At 72.7% G+C, this 18,390-nt stretch carries 11 protein-coding genes; 9 read left to right on the top strand and 2 right to left on the bottom strand.

Translation table 11 applies throughout. The features are described 5' to 3' along the window. Positions 1-109: 109 nt before the first annotated feature. The 6 genes from H2Q94_RS02965 (at position 110) to H2Q94_RS02990 (ending at position 11,198) form a co-directional block, all read left to right on the top strand. On the top strand, positions 110-1,750 hold the full coding sequence (locus H2Q94_RS02965; protein ID WP_243791736.1) for a cell division protein PerM: 1,641 nt from the start codon (positions 110-112) through the stop codon (positions 1,748-1,750). Between the two features lie 257 nt (positions 1,751-2,007). Then, positions 2,008-2,601 carry a phosphoribosylglycinamide formyltransferase gene (gene purN / locus H2Q94_RS02970; protein ID WP_243795497.1) on the top strand — a complete coding sequence of 198 codons (594 nt, stop codon included), beginning with the start codon at positions 2,008-2,010 and terminating at the stop codon, positions 2,599-2,601. Further along, positions 2,598-4,163: a bifunctional phosphoribosylaminoimidazolecarboxamide formyltransferase/IMP cyclohydrolase gene (purH, locus tag H2Q94_RS02975; protein WP_243791738.1), complete on the top strand. Its 1,566-nt coding sequence runs from the start codon at positions 2,598-2,600 to the stop codon at positions 4,161-4,163. The genes purN and purH overlap by 4 nt, the downstream gene beginning before the upstream one ends. Positions 4,164-5,078: 915 nt before the next feature. Then, a complete protein-coding gene (locus tag H2Q94_RS02980; RefSeq protein WP_309501123.1) occupies positions 5,079-5,945 on the top strand; it encodes a hypothetical protein in 867 nt (288 codons plus the stop codon). 100 nt (positions 5,946-6,045) lie between these two features. Then, complete coding sequence (locus H2Q94_RS02985) at positions 6,046-7,899, top strand: DNA polymerase Y family protein (protein WP_243795499.1); 1,854 nt, start codon at positions 6,046-6,048, stop codon at positions 7,897-7,899. Then, on the top strand, positions 7,896-11,198 hold the full coding sequence (locus tag H2Q94_RS02990) for an error-prone DNA polymerase (RefSeq protein WP_243791740.1): 3,303 nt from the start codon (positions 7,896-7,898) through the stop codon (positions 11,196-11,198). The genes H2Q94_RS02985 and H2Q94_RS02990 overlap by 4 nt, the downstream gene beginning before the upstream one ends. 234 nt (positions 11,199-11,432) lie before the next feature. On the opposite strand, the gene H2Q94_RS02995 is transcribed toward H2Q94_RS02990, so the two are convergent. After that, a complete protein-coding gene (locus H2Q94_RS02995; RefSeq protein ID WP_243791742.1) occupies positions 11,433-12,731 on the bottom strand; it encodes an ArgE/DapE family deacylase in 1,299 nt (432 codons plus the stop codon). 58 nt (positions 12,732-12,789) lie between these two features. On the opposite strand from H2Q94_RS02995, the gene H2Q94_RS03000 reads away from it, so the two are divergent. From H2Q94_RS03000 to H2Q94_RS03005, 3 genes are all read left to right on the top strand, one after another. Beyond that, complete coding sequence (locus H2Q94_RS03000; RefSeq protein ID WP_243791745.1) at positions 12,790-13,251, top strand: universal stress protein; 462 nt, start codon at positions 12,790-12,792, stop codon at positions 13,249-13,251. Positions 13,252-13,444: 193 nt separating this feature from the next. Beyond that, positions 13,445-13,576: a hypothetical protein gene (locus H2Q94_RS30425; RefSeq protein ID WP_258718653.1), complete on the top strand. Its 132-nt coding sequence runs from the start codon at positions 13,445-13,447 to the stop codon at positions 13,574-13,576. Between the two features lie 127 nt (positions 13,577-13,703). Next, positions 13,704-14,303, top strand: a complete 600-nt coding sequence (locus H2Q94_RS03005) for a pentapeptide repeat-containing protein (protein WP_243791747.1) — start codon at positions 13,704-13,706, stop codon at positions 14,301-14,303. A 682-nt stretch (positions 14,304-14,985) separates the two neighbouring features. Here the strand turns inward: H2Q94_RS03005 and H2Q94_RS03010 are convergent. Further along, entirely contained in the window at positions 14,986-18,168 is a 3,183-nt protein-coding gene (locus tag H2Q94_RS03010; RefSeq protein WP_243791749.1) for a TNT domain-containing protein, read from the bottom strand. Positions 18,169-18,390 lie beyond the last annotated feature (222 nt).

Consider the following 18,390-nt stretch of genomic DNA (forward strand, 5'->3'; position numbering starts at 1 on the left):
CGGGGCCGGACGGCTGCGACGGACTCTGCGTGATCGGCGTCGCCCGATGGGCGGACGCTGCGGCGAGTCATGGGGGGTGGGTGCGGAACCGGGTGCGAGATTCGGCCGCATGCCGCTGATCGAATCGCCGCCCGATCCGGACCTGGTGCCCGAGCTCGACTCGGAGGAACGCGACCGGATCGGGGCTGGACGTCTCGGCCTGGTCGTGGTCACCACGATCCTGCTCGGCTACCTGCTGGCCGCCACGCTGCTCGCGCTCACCGTCGGCACCGCCCGCGGCGCCGACGTCGGCCTGCCGACCTTGTTGGCCGCGGCCGTGCCGGGCTGGCTGGCCGCGCACCAGGTGCCGCTGGTGATCCTCGGTGCGCCGCTGTCGGTGCTGCCGTTCCTGCCGACCGTCGCGCTCGGCCTGCTGATCGCGGCGGTCACCGCCGGTTTCCTGCGCCGCTACGAACTGACCGAGGCGCACGGCGCGGCCCGGGTGATCGGCGTGATCGGGTTCTCGCACGCGGCGCTGGGAGCGTCGTTGGCCGCGCTGCTCGGCGGAGTCGTCGAGGCCTCGGTGCCAGGGGCGTTCCTGCGCTGCGGGCTGATCGCCGCCGCGGCCTCGGCCGCCGGAGCCTGCCGGTACGGCGAGATGCTCGGCCACCTGCGGGGGCTCGCCGGGCCGACGATCAGCGCGGGGCTCCGCGGCGGGCTGCTGGCCTGGGCCTGCCTGCTCGGCGCAGGCGCGCTGGTGGCGGTGAGCGCACTGTGCCTGTCCGCGCCGCGGGTCGGGGACATGCTCGGCAGGGCGGGCTCGGCGGGGGACGCCTTCGGCATGCTGCTGCTGTCGCTGCTGTACCTGCCCAACGCGATGCTGGCCGGTTGGTCGTTCGCGACGGGACCGGGAATCAGCGCCGGTGAGCTGGTCGTGCGCTTCTACGAGACCTCGCCCGGTCCGGTTCCGGAGCTGCCGCTGCTGGCGGCGCTGCCGCCGGGAGGCGCCGCGTGGTGGTGGCCGGTGGTCGTGCTGCTGCCGGTCGTCGCGGGCGGTTGCGTGGGCATGCGCTGCGGCCGCGGCCTGGATCGGTCGCACCGGCCCGTGGCGGTCGCGGTGGCCGCGCTGGTCGCGGCGATCGGCGTGCTGGTGATCGCCGCCGCGGCCGGGGGCAGCGCGGGCGGCGGCGGATTCGATCCGATCTCGTTGCACCCGGTGTTGGCGGCGGCGGCCACCTTCGGGTGGCTGCTGATCCCCGCGCTCCCTGCGGTGTGGCTGTTCCCGGCGGCGGACGCGACGGTGCAGGACGAGGAGATGCCACCGGAGGACGAAGCGAAGACCACCGAGGGCGACGGATCCGGCGGCGACGTGGCAGGGGACGAACCCGTCGCGGACGATCTCGAGGACGCCCCCGAAGTCCAGGACGCCCCCGAAGTCCAGGGCGACTCCGATGATCTGGACGCGTTCGACGCCCCCGGCGACCTTGATGACCTGGAAGAAGTGGACCTGGAGTCCGGCGAGTTCGACCTCGACGAGGCGGAGTGGGCCGACCTGGTCCTGCGTGCCCAGCAGGCCGAGGCCCCTGATCCGGTGGTGACCTGGTCCGGGGAGCTCTACGACGACGGTCCCGAATCCGACGCCGCGGCCGGCGAGCCCGCTCCCGCCGAACTCGCCCAAGACGCGACGGACGAACCGGGCGTCTCGCCCGCCGACGCGGAGCCCGACGCCACCGACCCGGCCGCGCCCGGGACCGACGATCCCGGCCGCTGACCCGATGAGTGCTGGGCCACTCGCGCCGGGACCTGGCCGCGTCCACGACCGGGCCGCCGCCTACGCTGCTCGGTGAGATCGTGACCAGGCACTGTCAGGAGTCAGAGCTGAGCACCCCCGCATCGAACGCGGCCTCCGCAGTACATCCGGACCCTGCCCCCGGCACACCGGCGCCGGACGCCTCCGGGCCGGATTCCGCGGCTTCGGACCCCGCACCGCAGGGACCGACGCGGTTCCGCCCCGCCGAACCGGCCCGCGTGCTCGTGCTGGTCTCCGGTTCCGGAACCCTGCTGCAAGCCGTGCTGGACGCCACCGCGCAAGCCGGTCACCCGGTGCGGATCGTGGCGGTCGGCGCGGACCGGCCCGGCATCGAAGGCCTCGCCCGCGCCGAGCGCGCCGGGATTCCGACGTTCGTGCGCCGCGTCGCGGATCACGCGACCAGGCAGGACTGGGACGAGGCGTTGACCGAGGCCTGCGCCGCCCACGAACCGGACCTGGTCGTGTCCGCGGGCTTCATGAAGCTCGCCGGGGAGCGCTTCCTCGCCCGCTTCGGCGGCCGCTACCTCAACAGCCACCCGGCGCTGCTGCCCGCGTTCCCCGGCATGCACGGGGTGCGCGACGCCCTGGACTACGGGGTGCGCGTCACCGGCTGCACGCTGTTCGTGGTCGACGCGGGGGTGGACACCGGCCCGATCCTGGCTCAGGAAGCGGTGCCGGTACTGCCCGGCGACGACGAGGCGAGCTTGCACGAACGCATCAAGGCGGTCGAGCGGCGGCTGCTGGTCGAGACCCTGGAACAGCTCGCGCGGCACGGCTGGACCGTGCAGGGACGGAAGGTGGAAATCCCGTGACCGAGAACTCGCAGGAACGGCGGCCGGTGCGCCGGGCGTTGATCGGCGTGTCCGACAAGTCCGGCCTGCTGGACCTGGCCACCGGGCTGCACGCGGCGGGCGTGGAGATCGTCTCCACCGGCGGTACGGCGCGCGCCCTCGCCGACGCCGGGGTGCCCGTCACTCCCGTCGAGGAGCTCACCGGATTCCCGGAGGCGCTCGACGGCCGGGTGAAGACGCTGCACCCGCGGGTGCACGCGGGCCTGCTCGCGGACCTGCGCCGCCCGGAGCACGCCGACCAGCTGGCGGAGCTGGAGATCCCGGCCTTCGACCTGCTCGTGGTGAACCTGTACCCGTTCGTGCAGACCGTCGCCTCCGGCGCGGCCCCGGACGAGGTGATCGAGCAGATCGACATCGGCGGCCCCGCGATGGTGCGCGCTTCGGCGAAGAACCACGGGAACGTCGCCGTGGTCGTCGACCCGAGCAAATACGAGTGGCTGCTGGAGCAGGTGCGCGCGGGCGGTTTCACGTTGCCCGAGCGGGTCGAGCTGGCGGCGGAAGCGTTCCGCCACACGGCGTCCTACGACGTGGCGGTGGCCGGCTGGATGAGCCGGGTACCGACGGGCGACGACTCGGCGTTCCCCGGCTGGCTGGGCGAGACCTGGCAGCGGCGTTCCGCGCTGCGCTACGGCGAGAACCCGCACCAGGCCGCCGCGCTGTACGTCTCCGGCGGTGAGGCGTCGGGCTTGGCCGCGGCGGCTCAGCTGCACGGCAAGGAGATGTCGTACAACAACTACGTGGACGCGGACGCCGCGTGGCGCTCCGCCCACGACCACGCCGAGCCGTGCGTGGCGATCATCAAGCACGCGAACCCGTGCGGCATCGCGGTCGCAGGCGACATCGCCGACGCGCACCGCAAGGCGCACGAGTGCGACCCGGTGAGCGCGTTCGGCGGCGTGATCGCGGCGAACCGCGAGGTGACGGTGCCGATGGCGGAGCAGATCGCGGAAGTGTTCACCGAGGTCGTCGTCGCACCCGGATACGCCGACGGCGCCGTCGACGTGCTGACGCGGAAGAAGAACGTGCGCGTGCTGACCGCGCAGCCGCCGCGCGAAGGCCGGATCGAGATGCGGGCGATCTCCGGTGGGGTGCTGGCGCAGCAGTCCGACGCGATCGACGCCGAAGGCGATGACCCGGCGAACTGGACGCTCGCGGCCGGACCGGCGGCGGACGAGGCGACGCTGGCCGACCTGGGCTTCGCCTGGCGCGCGTGCCGCGCCGTGAAGTCCAACGCGATCCTGCTGGCCGATGACGGAGCCACGGTCGGAGTCGGCATGGGCCAGGTCAACCGGGTCGACTCGGCGCGGCTCGCGGTGGCCCGGGCCGGGGAGCGGGCGAGTGGCTCGGTGGTCGCCTCGGACGCGTTCTTCCCGTTCGGCGACGGGCCGCAGGCGCTGATCGACGCGGGTGTGCGGGCCATCGTGCAGCCGGGCGGATCGGTGCGGGACAACGAGACGATCGAAGTGTGCGAGGCGGCCGGTGTGCCGCTGTACCTCACAGGAACCAGACACTTCGCGCATTGATCTGGCTTGTCGTCCGCCGGTCGTTTTTCTTTGGTGGTCGGGTGGCGGAACCTCAGTTGGTCTCTCGCTGCGGGATCTTTTTCCCTAGTGGCTCCGCCACGAGGGAAAAAGCTGTCCTCGCGAGAGACCAACTGAGAACCCGCGGGTGGTCGGCTTTGTGACGTGGGCTATGCGCTGACGCGCATACAGGCACGGCTTTGCCGCATGGCACGGCTTCGCCGTATGGCGCGGCTTCGCCGTATGGCACGGCCTTTGGGCGGTGGGCATGGCTTCGCCGCTGACGGGGGGCGACGGGTAAAGATCATTGGTCAGGGCTCCGTTGAGGGGCGGTGCGGGATCCCGTGCCGCCCCTTTTTGCGTTTTGGGTCGGGGTTCGTGGGTGGGCGGGGTTGTCGGTGTTCGGGCGCAGAATGTGGCCGTTCGGTGCGGGCGGGTGGGGGTTCGCAGGGCGGGTCGGCGTCGACCTGCGGTTATCGAACTTGTGTTCGCTCTTTGGCGTGAACGCCTTGACGGCGGCGCCGTGGCCAGGGTTTACTTAGGTCAGTCGAACGCGAGTTCGATCTCTGGTGAAGCCGGAAACGGCCGACTCCGGTGGTCCGGGACGCGGGGTTCTCGGGTCCGCCGGAAGCCGGGGTTCCGCCGTCGCGGGGGCGTGCGGAACGACGGGTGATCGCCGGACGGTGTCGAGGAAGGGGTGCAACGGCAACAGCGGTGGTCCGCAGCGGAGCGCGGGTCGCCGGAAGTACTGAAGTACCGGAAAGAACTCTGGAGCGATCGCCGTCGGGGGGCGGTTGTTCCAAGGGGTGGTGCCGTTCGGGTGCAGACGGCACGACCTCACCGCTGTCTCCCCACAGCGGACGGTGGATGCCCGAGTAGGGGTCGGGCATCCCTGCGAACGAAGTGGGGAGACAGCGGATGTCCGCGAGTACGCCTTTGGTGGCGTTGGACGAGGTGGCCACGGCTCACGGGGTGTCCGTGGCCTCCTCGGCCGCCGAGGTGGGCAGCGATCCCGTTGCGGGACGGGTGCTGCCCGCGCGGGCGGAATTCGCCGCCGTGCTGCCATGGCCTGGCCTGCGCCGTGGCAGCACGGTGGCGGTGCACGAATCGACTTCGCTGCTGTTCGCCTTGTTGTCCGAGGCGACGGCGGCGGGCTCCTGGGCGGCCGTCGTCGGGCTGCCCGGGATCGGGCTGGCCGCGGCCGCCGAGGCCGGGGTGGAGCTGTCCCGGCTGGCCCTGGTGCCGCAGCCGGGCAACGACCCGGTCGCGGTGATCGCCGCCTTGCTCGACGGGGTGGATCTGGTGGTGGTCGGTCGACCGGGGCTGGTGACGGAGGCCGATGCCCGCCGGTTGTCCACCCGGGCTCGGCATCGTGGCGCGGTGCTGTTGCCGTTCGGTTCCTGGCCGGGGGCCGAAGTGCGGTTGCGCTGCACGCATGCGCGCTGGCACGGCTTGGGTCAGGGCCACGGGCACCTGCGGGAACGGGAGATCACGGTCGGTGCCAGCGGCCGTGGCGCGGCTTCTCGGCCGCGTTCGTGTCGGCTGCTGTTGCCGGGCCGTGGCGGCCCGGTCGCGTCACCGGCGCCGGACGCGGAGGTCGACGAGCCGCCGGCTTGGAATCGTCCTGCGGACGAGGACGGGCCGGACGTCCCGCTCGATCGCGGTCCGGAAGCCGAGAGCGGTCCGGAAGGCTGGGCGATTCCGGGTTCGCGGGGGAACTCCGCGCGAACCGATCGGGGGCGCGCGGCGCTGCGTTCGGTGGCGGGTGGCGACCGTGCCGGATGACACCGCTCGCCGCCGCCCCTCCGGCCGGGCCGCCGAGGACCCCGGTGAGCAGGGCGCGGGCCGGGGCGAAGCGGAGCCGGGTGCACAGCACGGTTCCGCGGTGCGGCGATTCCTGGTGTGGTGCCCGGATTGGCCGGTGGTCGCCGCCGCGCTCGCCGACGGACTCGGCCCGCTGGTGCCGGCCGCGGTGTTCAGCGCGAACCGGGTGCTGGCCTGCTCGGCGACGGCTCGGGACGCCGGAGTCCGGCGCGGGATGCGGCGTCGGGAAGCGCAGGGGCGCTGCCCGGAACTCGCGGTGTCCGAGCACGATCCGGCGCGGGACGCGCGGCTGTTCGAGCCGGTGGTGACGGCGGTGGAGGAGCTCACGCCCGGGGTGGAGATCGTGCGCCCGGGAATGGTGGCGGTTCCGGCTCGCGGACCGGCGCGGTACTTCGGATCGGAGGACGCCGCCGCGGAGCGGCTGGTCGATCAGGTCGCCGCGCGGGCCGAGGTGGAATGCCAGGTGGGGGTGGCCGACGGCCTGTTCGCCGGGGTGCTCGCGGCTCGGCGCGGAGTGCTGGTGCCGCCCGGCGGGAGCCGGGAGTTCCTCGCCCCGCTCGGCATCGCCGAGATCGACCAGCCCGCGCAGCGGCTCACGACGGGCCGGGCGGAACTGGTGGATCTGTTGCGCCGCTTGGGCATTCGCACGCTCGGTGAGTTCGCGGCGCTGGTGCCCGGCGACGTCTCGACGCGCTTCGGTGCCGACGCGCTGCTGGCTCAGCGCGCCGCGCGCGGCGAGGAGGAACGGCCGCCGGACCGTCGGCGCCCACCGCCGGAGCTGACGGTCACCGAGCGGCTGGATCCGCCGGTGGACCGGGTGGACGCCGCCGCGTTCGCCGCGAAGGCACTGGCGGAACGGCTGCACCTGCTGCTGGGTGAGCGCGGCGTGGCCTGCACGAGGTTGGGCATCTCGGCGCGGACCGAGAACGGCGAACAGTTGCACCGGGTGTGGCGGTGCGCGGAACCGCTGACTCCGGCGGACACCGTGGACCGGGTGCGCTGGCAGCTCGACGGCTGGCTCAGCGCCCGGTCGCGGGAACCGCGCCCCACCTCTGGCGTGGCGGTGCTGGAGTTGTGCCCGGAGGAGGTCGTGGGCGCGGGCGGACTCCAACTGGACCTGATGCGGTCGGCCACCGGCGCGGCCGATGCCCGCGCGGGCCGGGCGTTCGTGCGGGTGCAGGGCCTGCTCGGCCCGGACCAGGTGCTGGTGGGCATCCCTTCCGGCGGCCGGGACGCGCGGGATCAGGTGACGCTGGTGCCGTGGGGCGCGGAGCGCCGTCCGCAGCGGGAACCGGATCGTCCGTGGCCGGGGCGGATTCCGGCGCCGTCGCCGTCGGTGCTGCCCGAATCGCCGTGGCCCGCGACGGTGCTGGACGCGGCGGGGGAACCGGTGCGGATCACCTCCCGGCTGGAGCTGACGGCGCCGCCGTTGCGGGTGCTGGTGCGAGGGCGTTCGCGGGTGGTGGTCGGCTGGGCCGGGCCGTGGCCGTTGCGGGAACGCTGGTGGAATCCGCCTCGCGGCGGACCGGATGCAGTGGACTCGACCGCTCCCGGTGCCGCGGCGGACCCGGCCGATCCCGGCGTCGCGCCGGGGGTGGTGGCGCGGATGCAGGTCGTGCTGGCCGCGGAAGGCGACACCGGCCGCACGGACGAGGGCGCCGTCGCGCAGGTCCGGAACCTGCCGAGCGGCCGAACCGCCGAGCAGCCGAGAACGTTCCCGGCCGGACGCGTCGAGGACGACCGAGCCTCGAACCGCCGCCCGGCCGACGATGCCGGCTCTCGCACCGCTGCGGCCGATTCCGCCGGTCCACGCCCCGGTGGCGCCTCGGCCGGGGATCCCGACGAGCAGGGCGAGGTCGCGCTGCTGCTGGTGCACGAGAACGACGAGTGGTGGGTGCAAGGGGTGTACAGGTGAGCTGGTTCAATCCGCCGCAGGCCTGGTCGGAGCTGGAAAAGGCGTTGTCCGGCAACGGAATTCTGCCGCGCGACGAGTCCTTCCCCGGCGACGGCGGCGACAGCCCCGCCTGGACCCGGTCTCGCGCGCCCTACGCGGGCGGCGGTGAGCCCGCTCCCGCGACCGTGCCCTACGCCGAACTGCACGCGCATTCGCACTTCAGCTTCCTCGACGGCGCGAGCTACCCGGAGGAGCTGATCGCCGAAGCCGCCCGGCTCGGACTGGAATCGGTCGCGTTGACCGACCACGACGGCATGTACGGGGTGGTCCGGTTCGCCGAGGCCGCCGCCGAACACGGCATGCGCACGATCTTCGGCTCCGAACTGAGCCTCGGGCAGGCCGGTGCGCGGGCGAGCGCGCGCACGGGGGAACCGGACCCGCCGGATCAGCACCTGCTGGTGCTGGCCCGCGATCCGGAGGGCTACGGCCGGCTGTGCCGGGCGATCACCACCGCGCAGCTGCGCGGGGAGGAGAAGGGTCGCCCGCAGTACGACCTGGCGGAGTTGGCGGCGGAGGCCGCCGGTCATTGGCTGGTGCTGACCGGCTGCCGCAAAGGCGCGGTGCGCGCGGCGTGGGAATCCGGCGGAATGCCCGCGGCCGCGGCGGAACTGGACCGGTTGGTGGCGTTGTTCGGCGCGGACAACGTGGCGGTGGAGTTGACCGACCACGGCTGCCCGGAGGATTCGGTGCGCAACGACGCGCTGTTCGAGCTGGCGCGGCGGCACGGCCTGCGGGCGGTGGCGTCCACGGCGGCGCACCTGGCCGCACCCAGCCGGGAGCGGATCGCGTCGGTGCTGGCCGCGATCCGCGCGCGCAGCAGCTTGGACGCGATGGACGGCTGGCTGCCGCCGTCGGCGGGGGCGCACCTGCGTTCCGGGGCGGAAATGGCACGCCGGTTCGCCCGCTACCCGGGAGTGGTGGCGGCCGCCGCGGAACTGGGCCGGGAGTGCGCGTTCGACCTGCGCCTGGTGGCGCCGCGACTGCCGCCGTTCGACGTGCCGCCGGGCCGCACCGAAGCCGGGCACCTGCGGGAGCTGACGATGCGGGGCGCGCTGGACCGCTACGGCTCACCGCAGCGGAGCCCGGCGGCGTACCGGCAGCTGGAGCACGAACTGGCGGTGATCGAACAACTGGACTTCCCCGGCTACTTCCTGGTGGTGCAGGACATCGTGCGGTTCTGCCGGGAGCAGGACATCTTGTGCCAGGGCCGGGGTTCGGCGGCGAACTCGGCGGTGTGCTTCGCGTTGCGGATCACCAACGCGGATCCGGTGCGCTACGAGCTGCTGTTCGAGCGGTTCCTGGCGCCGGAGCGGGACGGCCCGCCGGACATCGACCTGGACATCGAATCGGACCGGCGGGAAGAAGTGATCCAGTACGTGTACCGCAAGCACGGCCGCACGCACGCCGCGCAGGTGGCGAACGTGATCTCGTACCGGCCGAAGTCGGCGGTGCGCGATGTGGCGCGGGCGCTGGGGCATTCGCCGGGGCAGCAGGACGCGTGGAGCAAGCAGGTGGAGAGCTGGCACGAGCTTCCCCCGGACTGCGAGATTCCGGGGCAGGTGACGGAATTGGCGAACGAGCTCATCGGATTCCCCCGGCACCTGGGGATTCATTCCGGCGGCATGGTGCTGTGCCACCAGCCGGTGAGCGAGGTGTGCCCGGTGGAGTGGGCGCGGATGCCGGGCCGCACGGTGCTGCAGTGGGACAAGGACGACTGCGCGGCCGCGGGACTGGTGAAGTTCGACCTGCTCGGGCTGGGCATGCTCTCGGCGCTGCACTACGCGATCGACCTGGTCGCGGAGCACCACGACCGCCGGGTCGACCTGGGGGAGCTGGATCTGGCCGACGACGGGGTGTACGAGATGCTGCGCCGCGCCGACGCGATCGGCGTGTTCCAGGTGGAGAGCCGCGCGCAGCTGGCGACGTTGCCGAGGTTGAAGCCGCGCGAGTTCTACGACCTGGTGGTGGAGGTGGCGCTGATCCGCCCCGGCCCGATCCAGGGCGGCTCGGTGCATCCCTACATCCGCCGCCGCAACGGCCTGGAGGACTGGGAGTACGAGCATCCGCTGATGGAGGGCGCGCTGGCGAAGACCTTGGGCGTGCCGCTGTTCCAGGAGCAGCTGATGCAGCTGGCGGTGGACGTCGCCGGCTTCTCCGCGGCGGAGGCCGACGAGCTGCGCCGCGCGATGGGCGCGAAGCGCTCCGGGGAGCGGATGCGGCGGCTGCGGGACCGGTTGTTCCAGGGGATGGCGGCGAACGACATCACAGGGGACTTGGCGGAGCGGGTGTACGCGCGGCTGCTGGCGTTCGCCAACTACGGCTTCCCGGAGAGCCACGCGTTGAGCTTCGCGACGCTGGTGTTCGCCAGTGCCTGGTTCAAGCGGTACTACCCGGCGGCGTTCTGCGCGGCGTTGCTGAAGGCGCAGCCGATGGGTTTCTACTCGCCGCAGTCGCTGGCCGCGGACGCGCGCAGGCACGGTGTCCGGGTGTTCGGCCCGGATGTGAACGCGAGCCGGGTGCGGGCCGATCTGGAATCGGACGCGGAGTCCGACGGCGGGAAGGCGGTGCGGCTGGGGTTGGCGTCGGTGCGCACCGTCGGCGAAGGCGTCGCGGAAAGCCTGGTGGCCGAGCGCGCCGAGCACGGCTCGTTCGCGGACTTGGCGGACGTGGCGCGGCGGGTGTCGTTGACGGCGCCGCAGATGGAGGCCCTGGCCACGGCGGGGGCGTTCGGTTGTTTCGGCCTGTCCCGCAGGCAGGCGTTGTGGAACGCGGCCGCGGCCGCCGGGGATCGCCCGGACCGGTTGCCGGGCACGACGGTGACGGCGGCGGCTCCGGTGCTGCCGGGCATGGACGGGGTGGAGCTGGCGGCGGCGGACGTGTGGGCGACGGGGGTGTCGCCGGACAGCTTCCCGGTGCAGTTCCTGCGGTCGCGGCTGGACGAGCTGGGCGCGGTCCCGGCCTCCGGTCTGTCCGATGTGGAGCATGGCGATCGGGTGCTGGTGGGCGGTGCGGTGACGCATCGGCAGCGCCCGGCGACGGCGGGCGGCATCACGTTCCTGAACTTGGAGGACGAAACCGGAATGATCAACGTGATGTGCTCACCGGGACTGTGGGCTCGTTACCGCACGGTGGCCCGAGCCAGCGCGGCCCTGCTCATCCGCGGAACGGTCGAACGCACCGAGGGCGTCGTGAACCTCCGAGCAGACCGCCTCCAACGCCTCGACATCCGAATCCCCACCACCTCCCGGGACTTCTGCTGACCTCCCATGCTTCTCCCGGAGTGGCCTGCGTAGGTGTCCGGGTAGCGGAACCTCAGCGGCCTTCTCGCTGCGGGATCGATTTCTGATGTATGTCCGATACACGGCGAAATCGCTGTCCTCGCGAGAAGGCCGCTGAGAACCCGCCGGTGGTCGTTTTGCTCAAGCTGGTCACTGCTCATCGGCTTCGCCGCTGACAAGAAGTACAAAAGATCAAAGCCAATCGGCACAGGTTTCTCATGCCACGCCGCAGTGGCGGAGGGCTAGCAGGGCGTAGGTGCGGGCCGCGTGTTCCAGGTCGGCGATGGGGACCTGTTCGTCGTGGGCGTGGGCGTAGCGGATGTCGCCGGGGCCGAACTGCAACGTCGGGACGCCCGCCGCCGCGTACAGCCGGAGGTCGGTGCCGTACGGAGCGCCCAGCACCTCCGGGTCGGCGCCACCCGCGTCGAGCACCGCGCCGCGGGTCTCGCCCAGCAGCGGATGTCCCTTCGGCAGCCGCCCGCCGGCGAACACCCCACCGGGCCAGCTCACCCGCACCGGATGCTCCGCGAGCCACGGGTCCGCGGCGCAGGCCTGCGCGATGGCCGCCTCGAACTCCTGCTTCGCCTGCGCGAGGTCCTCGTCCAGCCGCACCCCGTACCGGCCTTCGGCGACTGCGAGATCGGGCACCGTGCTGGCCCAGTCCCCGGCCCGGACCACGCCCACCGACAGCGGATACGGCAGCTCCAGGTGCGCGACGAGCGGATCGAGGTCGGCGTTGCGCCGCGCCTCCAGGTCCCGCAGCGCGGGCAGCAGCCCGGCCAGCCCGTCCACGGCGTTCACCCCGCGCAGCCGCGTGGAGCCGTGCGTGCTCTGCCCGCTGATCTCCAGCCGGAAGGTGAGCGACCCGCCGTTCGCGGCGACGATGCTGCCCGCGCTGGGTTCGGCGAGCACGCACGCCTCGGCCCGATGTCCGCGCCGCAACGTGGCGAACGCCCCGAGCCCGCCGTCCTCCTCACCGACCACCGCGTGCACCCCGACGGGCCGCCGCAACGAGATCCCCGCGGTGCGCAGTGCTTGCAGCGCGCCGAGGAACGCCGCGATACCGCCCTTCATGTCGCAGGTGCCGCGCCCGGCGGCGATGCCGTCGCGGACGCGCAGCGCGTACGGATCGCGATCCGGCCAGCGATCGAGGTCGCCGGGCGGGACGACGTCGGTGTGCCCGCAGAACACCAGCGCCGGATCTCCCTCGCCCGCCACGCCGACGCACCCGTAGGCCACGTCGCGGTCCGCTTCCTGCCCGGGGAAATCGGGTTGCGCGGTGAGCTCGTCGAGATCGATCCGCCAGTGGTCCACCCGGTGCCCGAGGCCGCGGAGCCGGTCGGCGCACCACTGCTGCGCGTCCTGCTCACCGGTGGTGCCGCCGACGCTGGGAATGGCCACGAGTTCCCGCAGGTCCCGCAGGACGCCGTCGAGGTCGACCGCGTCCAGCGCCCGGCGTTCGACCTCGGTGTGCGCGGATTCGCCGTGCTCAGTGCTGCTGCGATAGGTCGTCACGGCCCGAGTGTGGCGCATGGGCGTCGGACAGCTGTAGGCCTGCTACTACCATTCCGGCGTGGCCGAAGGCGACAAGACCGAGCGTGAGTTCGAAATCGGGAAAGACGGGCTGGGCGGCATCGTCGTCGGAATGGACGGCAGCCCCGCGAGCTTCCACGCCGCCGCTTGGGCGGCCGGGCTGGCCCGTCGCGAACGCGCGCGCCTGGTCCTGGTGTACGTGGAAGCGGTGGGCGGGGTCGCCTACTGGTCCCCGATGGGCGTCGCGGTGGCCAGCGAGGCCGCCGAAAGCCTCGTCGAGGAGCTGAAGAAGGAAGTCGTGGCGCACCTGCGCTACATCGACATCGACTGGGACTTCGTGCACCACCGCGGTGACCCGGCAGTGGGCTTGGAGCAGGTCGCCGAGCAGTACCGGGCCGATCTGATCGTGGTGGGCCGGTCCCGCCGGCGCGGCGGACTGCTCGGCACGGTGCCCGCGACACTGGTCGTGGAAGCGGTGCGCCCGGTGGTCGTCGTTCCGTGAACCCGCCAATGTGCGGATTGATCTTTCTCGAACCGGCATTGATTCCGCCGAATGGCGGACTCGAATAAAGGCGGTGCTGATCCGTGCTCGCGGAACGGCCGCCCGTGTGAGGATGTCGGGCATGAGTGAGGACGGGCCTGGATTCGAGCAAGGGCCGAACACCGTGTGCTTTAGCTGTGCGGGGTTCCGAAAAGTGAGCGAACCGCGCCTGTACGTCATCCAGGCCACTCGGGAGACCGAGACCGGCATGTCGATGGGCGAGTGGCGCAGCTGCCCGTATTGCGGCGGCGCAGGAAGGTTGCCGGGGTTGCAACCACCGAACTGACCGATTTCCACATTCGATCGAATGTCCCGGAGACGACGCCTCCGCGCGCGGCGGAGCACATTCCGCGCAACGCGCCGCACCGCGGGTGACCGGTCGGGTTCCGGGCGCGCTCTGCGAAGCTGGGCGCATGGCAGAGGCGCAGAGCACCATCGGCGAGGATTTCACCGACGCGGTGCTGACCGGGGCCGAATGGGACGGCAGGGAATTCGAGCAGTGCGATTTCACCGACGCGGACCTGAGCGCGCTGCGCACGCGCAACTGCGTGTTCACCGAATGCACCTTCACCCGCACTGATTTCGCCGAGTCGCGGCATCGGGCGACGGCGTTCCGATCCTGCCGGTTCGATCGCGCACTGCTGCGCGAATCCACATTGGACGGATGCAGCCTGCTCGGTTCGTCGTTCGTGAACTGCAGATTGCGGCAATGGGTGCTGCGCGAGACGGACCTGACGCTGGCCGGGATGGGCCGCGCCGATCTGCGCAGGCTCGATCTGCGCGGCATCCGGTTCCGGGAAGCCAACCTCAGCGACGCCGACCTGCGCCGCTGCGACCTCCGGGAGGCCGATCTCGTCGGGGCTCGGTTGTTGGGGGCCAAACTCGACGAGGCCGATTTGCGCGGTGCGCGGATCGATGCGGACGGGCTCGTGCAGAGCTCTCTTGCCGGTGCGAGAGTGGACATGGAGACCGCACTCGCATTCGCTGCGGCGAACGGTCTTCGTGTGGACTGACTGCCCGGCCGGTCGTTTTGGTTGGGTGTCCGGGTGGCGGAACCTCAGTTGGTCTCTCGCTGCGGGATCTTTTTCCCTAGTGGCTCCGCCACGAGGGAAAAAGCTGTCCTCGCGAGAGACCAACTGAGAACCCGCGGGTGAGCGGCTTCTTGACGTGGGCTATGTGCTTCGCACATACAGGCACGGCCTTCGGCCGCGAGGCGAGCGGGGCTTCGCCCGCCCTTCGCGGGCTTCGCCGTGAGGCACGGCCTTCGGCCGCCAGGCAGGCGTGGCTTCGCCCGCCTTTCGCGGGCTTCGCCGCCAACGGCACGGCTTTGCCGTGAGGCACGATTTCGCCGCCGACGGCACGGCTTCGCCGTGAGGCACGGCTTCGCCGTGAGGGACGGCTTCGCCATGAGGGACGGCTTCGCCGTGAGGCACGGCTTCGCCGTGAGGCACGGCCTTCGGCCGCGAGGCAGGCGTGGCTTCGCCCGCCCTTCGCGGGCTTCGCCGCCGACGGCACGGCTTCGCCGCTGACTGCACGGCTTTGTCGTGAGGCGTGGCCTTTGGCCGTGAGGCAGGCGGGGCTTCGCCGCCAACTGAACGGCTATCGCCGTGGGGTGTGGCTTCGTTGTTGACGGGCTCTCAGGGCACGAAGAACCGGCACCGTCCAGGACGGTGCCGGTTCTTGTTGTGCCGCGGGTTATTCGTTCGGCGGGCGCTGGGCGTCGTTGATCTCCTGCAGCGTGCCGTCGGCGAGCAGGTCGCTCACCGGGCCGGGCAGCACGTAGGCAGTGCCGCCGCCGGGCTGCTCGAACCACGGGACCGCCGTGCCGCGCAGCGCCTGAACCGGGCGCTGCACGCGGAACGCCGCGTACTGGCGGGTCGACCACTGCGGTGGCAGCGACCGCTGGCTGTACGGCGTGTGCGCGGCGTAGGTGACGTTGCCCGTCGGGTCGCCGAAGCGGTCCAGCTCGGTGCCGGGCTGGAGCACGAGGGTGCGCCGGTCCCGGTACAGCGTCAACGGCGGTTCGCCGCGCAGCGGCTGGATGTTCCCGTTCGGCTGCTGCTGTTGCTGGGGGTGCTGCTGCTCGCCCGGACCGTTCTGCGGCGGACGCTTGATCGGCCCGCCGGGGCGGCCCTGCGGCTCCCCCTGCGGTCCCTGCGGACCCGGCCCCTGCCGCGGCGGACCGGCCATGCCCGGTCCGGGCGGGCCGGGACGGCGCTCGGCGCCGCCGGTCGGGCCTGCGCCGGGGCCGCCGTGCGGTCCCTGCGGTCCGGGACCGCCCGTCGGCGGGCGGGCGGCCGAGTCCTGCTCGGGGCGCGGTCCGCGCTGCGGCAGCGACTGGTTCGCCGGTGCCTGCTGGCCGGGACCGCCCTGCTGCGGACCGGGCTGGGCGGGGCCTTGCGGCCCACCCGGACCCTGCGGCACCTGGCCCTGCTGGTTCGGTGCGAAGCCGTTCGGGGCCGAACCGCCGGGAGCCGCACCGTTGGGGGCGGAGCCGTTGACGTTCGGGCCGGGCGGAGTCGGCAACGGCTGGAACCGCGTCGCCTCCGCGTCCGGCGCGGCGGTCTGGAAATCGCCGCCGTCGGCGGATTCCGGTTCGGCCGGTGCCTGGTTCGCGGTGAACAGGAAGTGCCCGCCGGTGCCCGCCTCGGGCTGGCGCTGCGGCGGCTCGGGCGGGGTGCTGCCACGACGCGGCAGGTCCGCGATCGGGGAGCGCTGGACCTGATCGGCTTCCGCACCGTCCGGTTCGGAGTTCGACGGCTCGTGCCGGTCCGAGCGGCCCTCGGCCGCACCGGTCTCGCCGCCCAAGAACTCGGCGGCCTCCGAACGGGAGTCGTGCTCCGGCCCGGCGCCGGTCTGCGCGGCCACCGGCTCATCCCGGTGGTCCCTGAACAGGCCGTCGGCGGGCGATTCGGGGGTGCTGCCGAACGCGGCGAACGGGCTGGAATCCGCGCGCTCGTCGGAAGCGGCGGCCGCCCCGGCGCCCGCGGCACCGATACCCGCGGCGGCACCGCTCGCGGGACCTGCGGGAACCTCGGGTTCCGGCTCCGCGACGCGGGCTTCGGGCTGCTCGGCCTGCTCCGGAACCTCCGGCTCGTCCACGGGGTCCGGCAGCGAACGCCGCCGCTGGTCCTCCGCGGCGGGCAGCGGCTCGGTGCTGGACAGCAGCAGGCTGCCGAGCAGGAACGCCGCCGCTTGATCGGCGTGCTCGAAGTGCAGGTCACCGTGCAGGTCGTCCTCGCCCGCGGTCACCACCCAGCCGGGCTCGTCGCGCAGCAGGCAGCGCGCGTCGGCGGAGTGGCTGCCGACGCGGTACTCGCTGCTGTCGACGCCCAGCTCGATGAGCCGGTCGTGCAGCCGGGCCAGGATGGCCTGCGTTTCGTCGAGGTCTTCGTCCGCGTCGACGCCGTGGCGCGATCCGGGATCGGCCGCGTCGTCATCCAGGTCCAGCCCGGCCGGAGCCTGCTCGACGTGCTCCGCGTCGTGGGTGATCAGCGGCGGTTCCGAATCGTGGGTGAGCAGCGGGAGGTCCGTGTCGGCCGGTGCCTGCTCGGAGCGCTCCTCGCGGTGGGGGAGTTGCGGAGCGCTCGCCGCGAATCCCGCCTCGGGGCCGGGAGCGGCGAACGCGTTGATCTCCTCCGGGAAGTCCCGCCGCGACTCCGCGACGGTGTCCTCGTCCTCGCGCGCCTGCGCGGGCGCGGGCAGCTGCACCGCGAAGTCGTCCTCCACGCGCGGCGTCTCGCCGGTCGCCCGATCGTCGTACCCGGCCGCGTCGGCCTGGTCGAAGTCCGGCTGGTCGAACAGCTCGCGAACGGCGGCGTCCCGAGTGCGGTCGTCGACCTCGGTGAGCGCGAACCGGCGCGAACGGACGTGCTCGACCAGTTCCGGCTGCGGGGGCACGCCGTACTGGACGAGGTAGTACGGGACCGCGCCCGGCCACACCCACACGCCGTCGGTGTGCCAGGTGGAGGGCACCGAGGCCGGGGCGTTCGGGTCGAGCAGGTCGTCGTCGTTGTCCCGCGAGGCGAGCACGATCGGCGCGTTCTCCAGGTAGTGGCGCAGCGCGCCGACCTCGTCCTGGTGCACCGGAGCGCGGGTCGCCACCAGCGGACGGCCCTGCTCGTCGAAGTCGTCGAACACCAGCGCCGTGCGGAACCCGGCGTGCGGGTCGTCCGATGTGGACGGTCCGGTCGCGTCGGGGCGGGCCTGGTCGAAGGCCGCGCCGAACGCGGGAGCCTGCGCGGGCGCGGAGCCCTGCGGTTCGGGGCGGGACGGTTCCCGCACCGGCAGCCCCGGTTCGGCCGGTTCCTGCACGGCTCGCTCCGCGGCGGCCGGTTCCTGCACGGCCGACGCCTGCGCGGCGGGTGCCGGAGCCTGCGGTGCCGGTGCGGGCGGTGCCGGCGGCTGGGCCGGGCCGGGACCGGCCGACTCCGCCGGGACCGATGCGGCGTCCAGCTTCGCCCGCATCCAGTCCGGCACGTTGTCGTCGGTGCGCGGATACCGGCGCAGCTCGTCGGCGTACGCGGCGCGCGGCAGCGGACGCTGCCACTGCGGCTCGGCGTCGAAGTTGATGTCGATGCGGTAGCTCGACGGCCGCTCCACCACGTAGAGCGCGCTGAGCCAGGTGCCCACATCGGGCCGGTACATGCCCTCGCGGAGGTGCTCGAAGATCGCCCATAGTTCTTCGGGCGGCTCCCACGGTTCGGTGCCACCGTCCTGGGCGGCGACCTCCCCGAGCAGATCCTGGTACTCGCCCGTGGCGCGGTACTCGACCGTGATCTGCTGCCAGTCCTCAGGTGCGGCCTGCAACAGCAGGACCCCGATCCTGCGGGCTATCTGTTCCTGCTCTTCCGGACTGATCGCTGTCGGACGCGACATGGGTGACATCCTCCCCCTCTCATCCAGGCACACCGACCCCACCCCGCGAAAACGCTACTCGAAGGGTCGATCGTCGTGTGAATTCCCGGGTGAGTTCGGTGCAGTGGTTCGGCGCCGTGAGCTCGGCGGTGATCGTCGGGTGGGCTGTTCCGAGCTCCAAAGCCTGCCTTGTGGATGCTCCGAGCGACATCACACCACCAGGTGTGATCCGCCGGACGGTAA

This window comes from Saccharopolyspora gloriosae (assembly GCF_022828475.1).
GTDB classification, from domain to species: domain Bacteria; phylum Actinomycetota; class Actinomycetes; order Mycobacteriales; family Pseudonocardiaceae; genus Saccharopolyspora_C; species Saccharopolyspora_C gloriosae_A.

Excerpts from the sequence above, each read along its gene's own strand:
- H2Q94_RS02980 (WP_309501123.1), top strand. The coding sequence starts at position 5,079 with ATGTCCGCGAGTACGCCTTTGGTGGCGTTGGACGAGGTGGCCACGGCT.
- H2Q94_RS03005 (WP_243791747.1), top strand. The coding sequence starts at position 13,704 with ATGGCAGAGGCGCAGAGCACCATCGGCGAGGATTTCACCGACGCGGTG.
- H2Q94_RS02965 (WP_243791736.1), top strand. The coding sequence starts at position 110 with ATGCCGCTGATCGAATCGCCGCCCGATCCGGACCTGGTGCCCGAGCTC.
- H2Q94_RS03010 (WP_243791749.1), bottom strand. The coding sequence starts at position 18,168 with ATGTCGCGTCCGACAGCGATCAGTCCGGAAGAGCAGGAACAGATAGCC.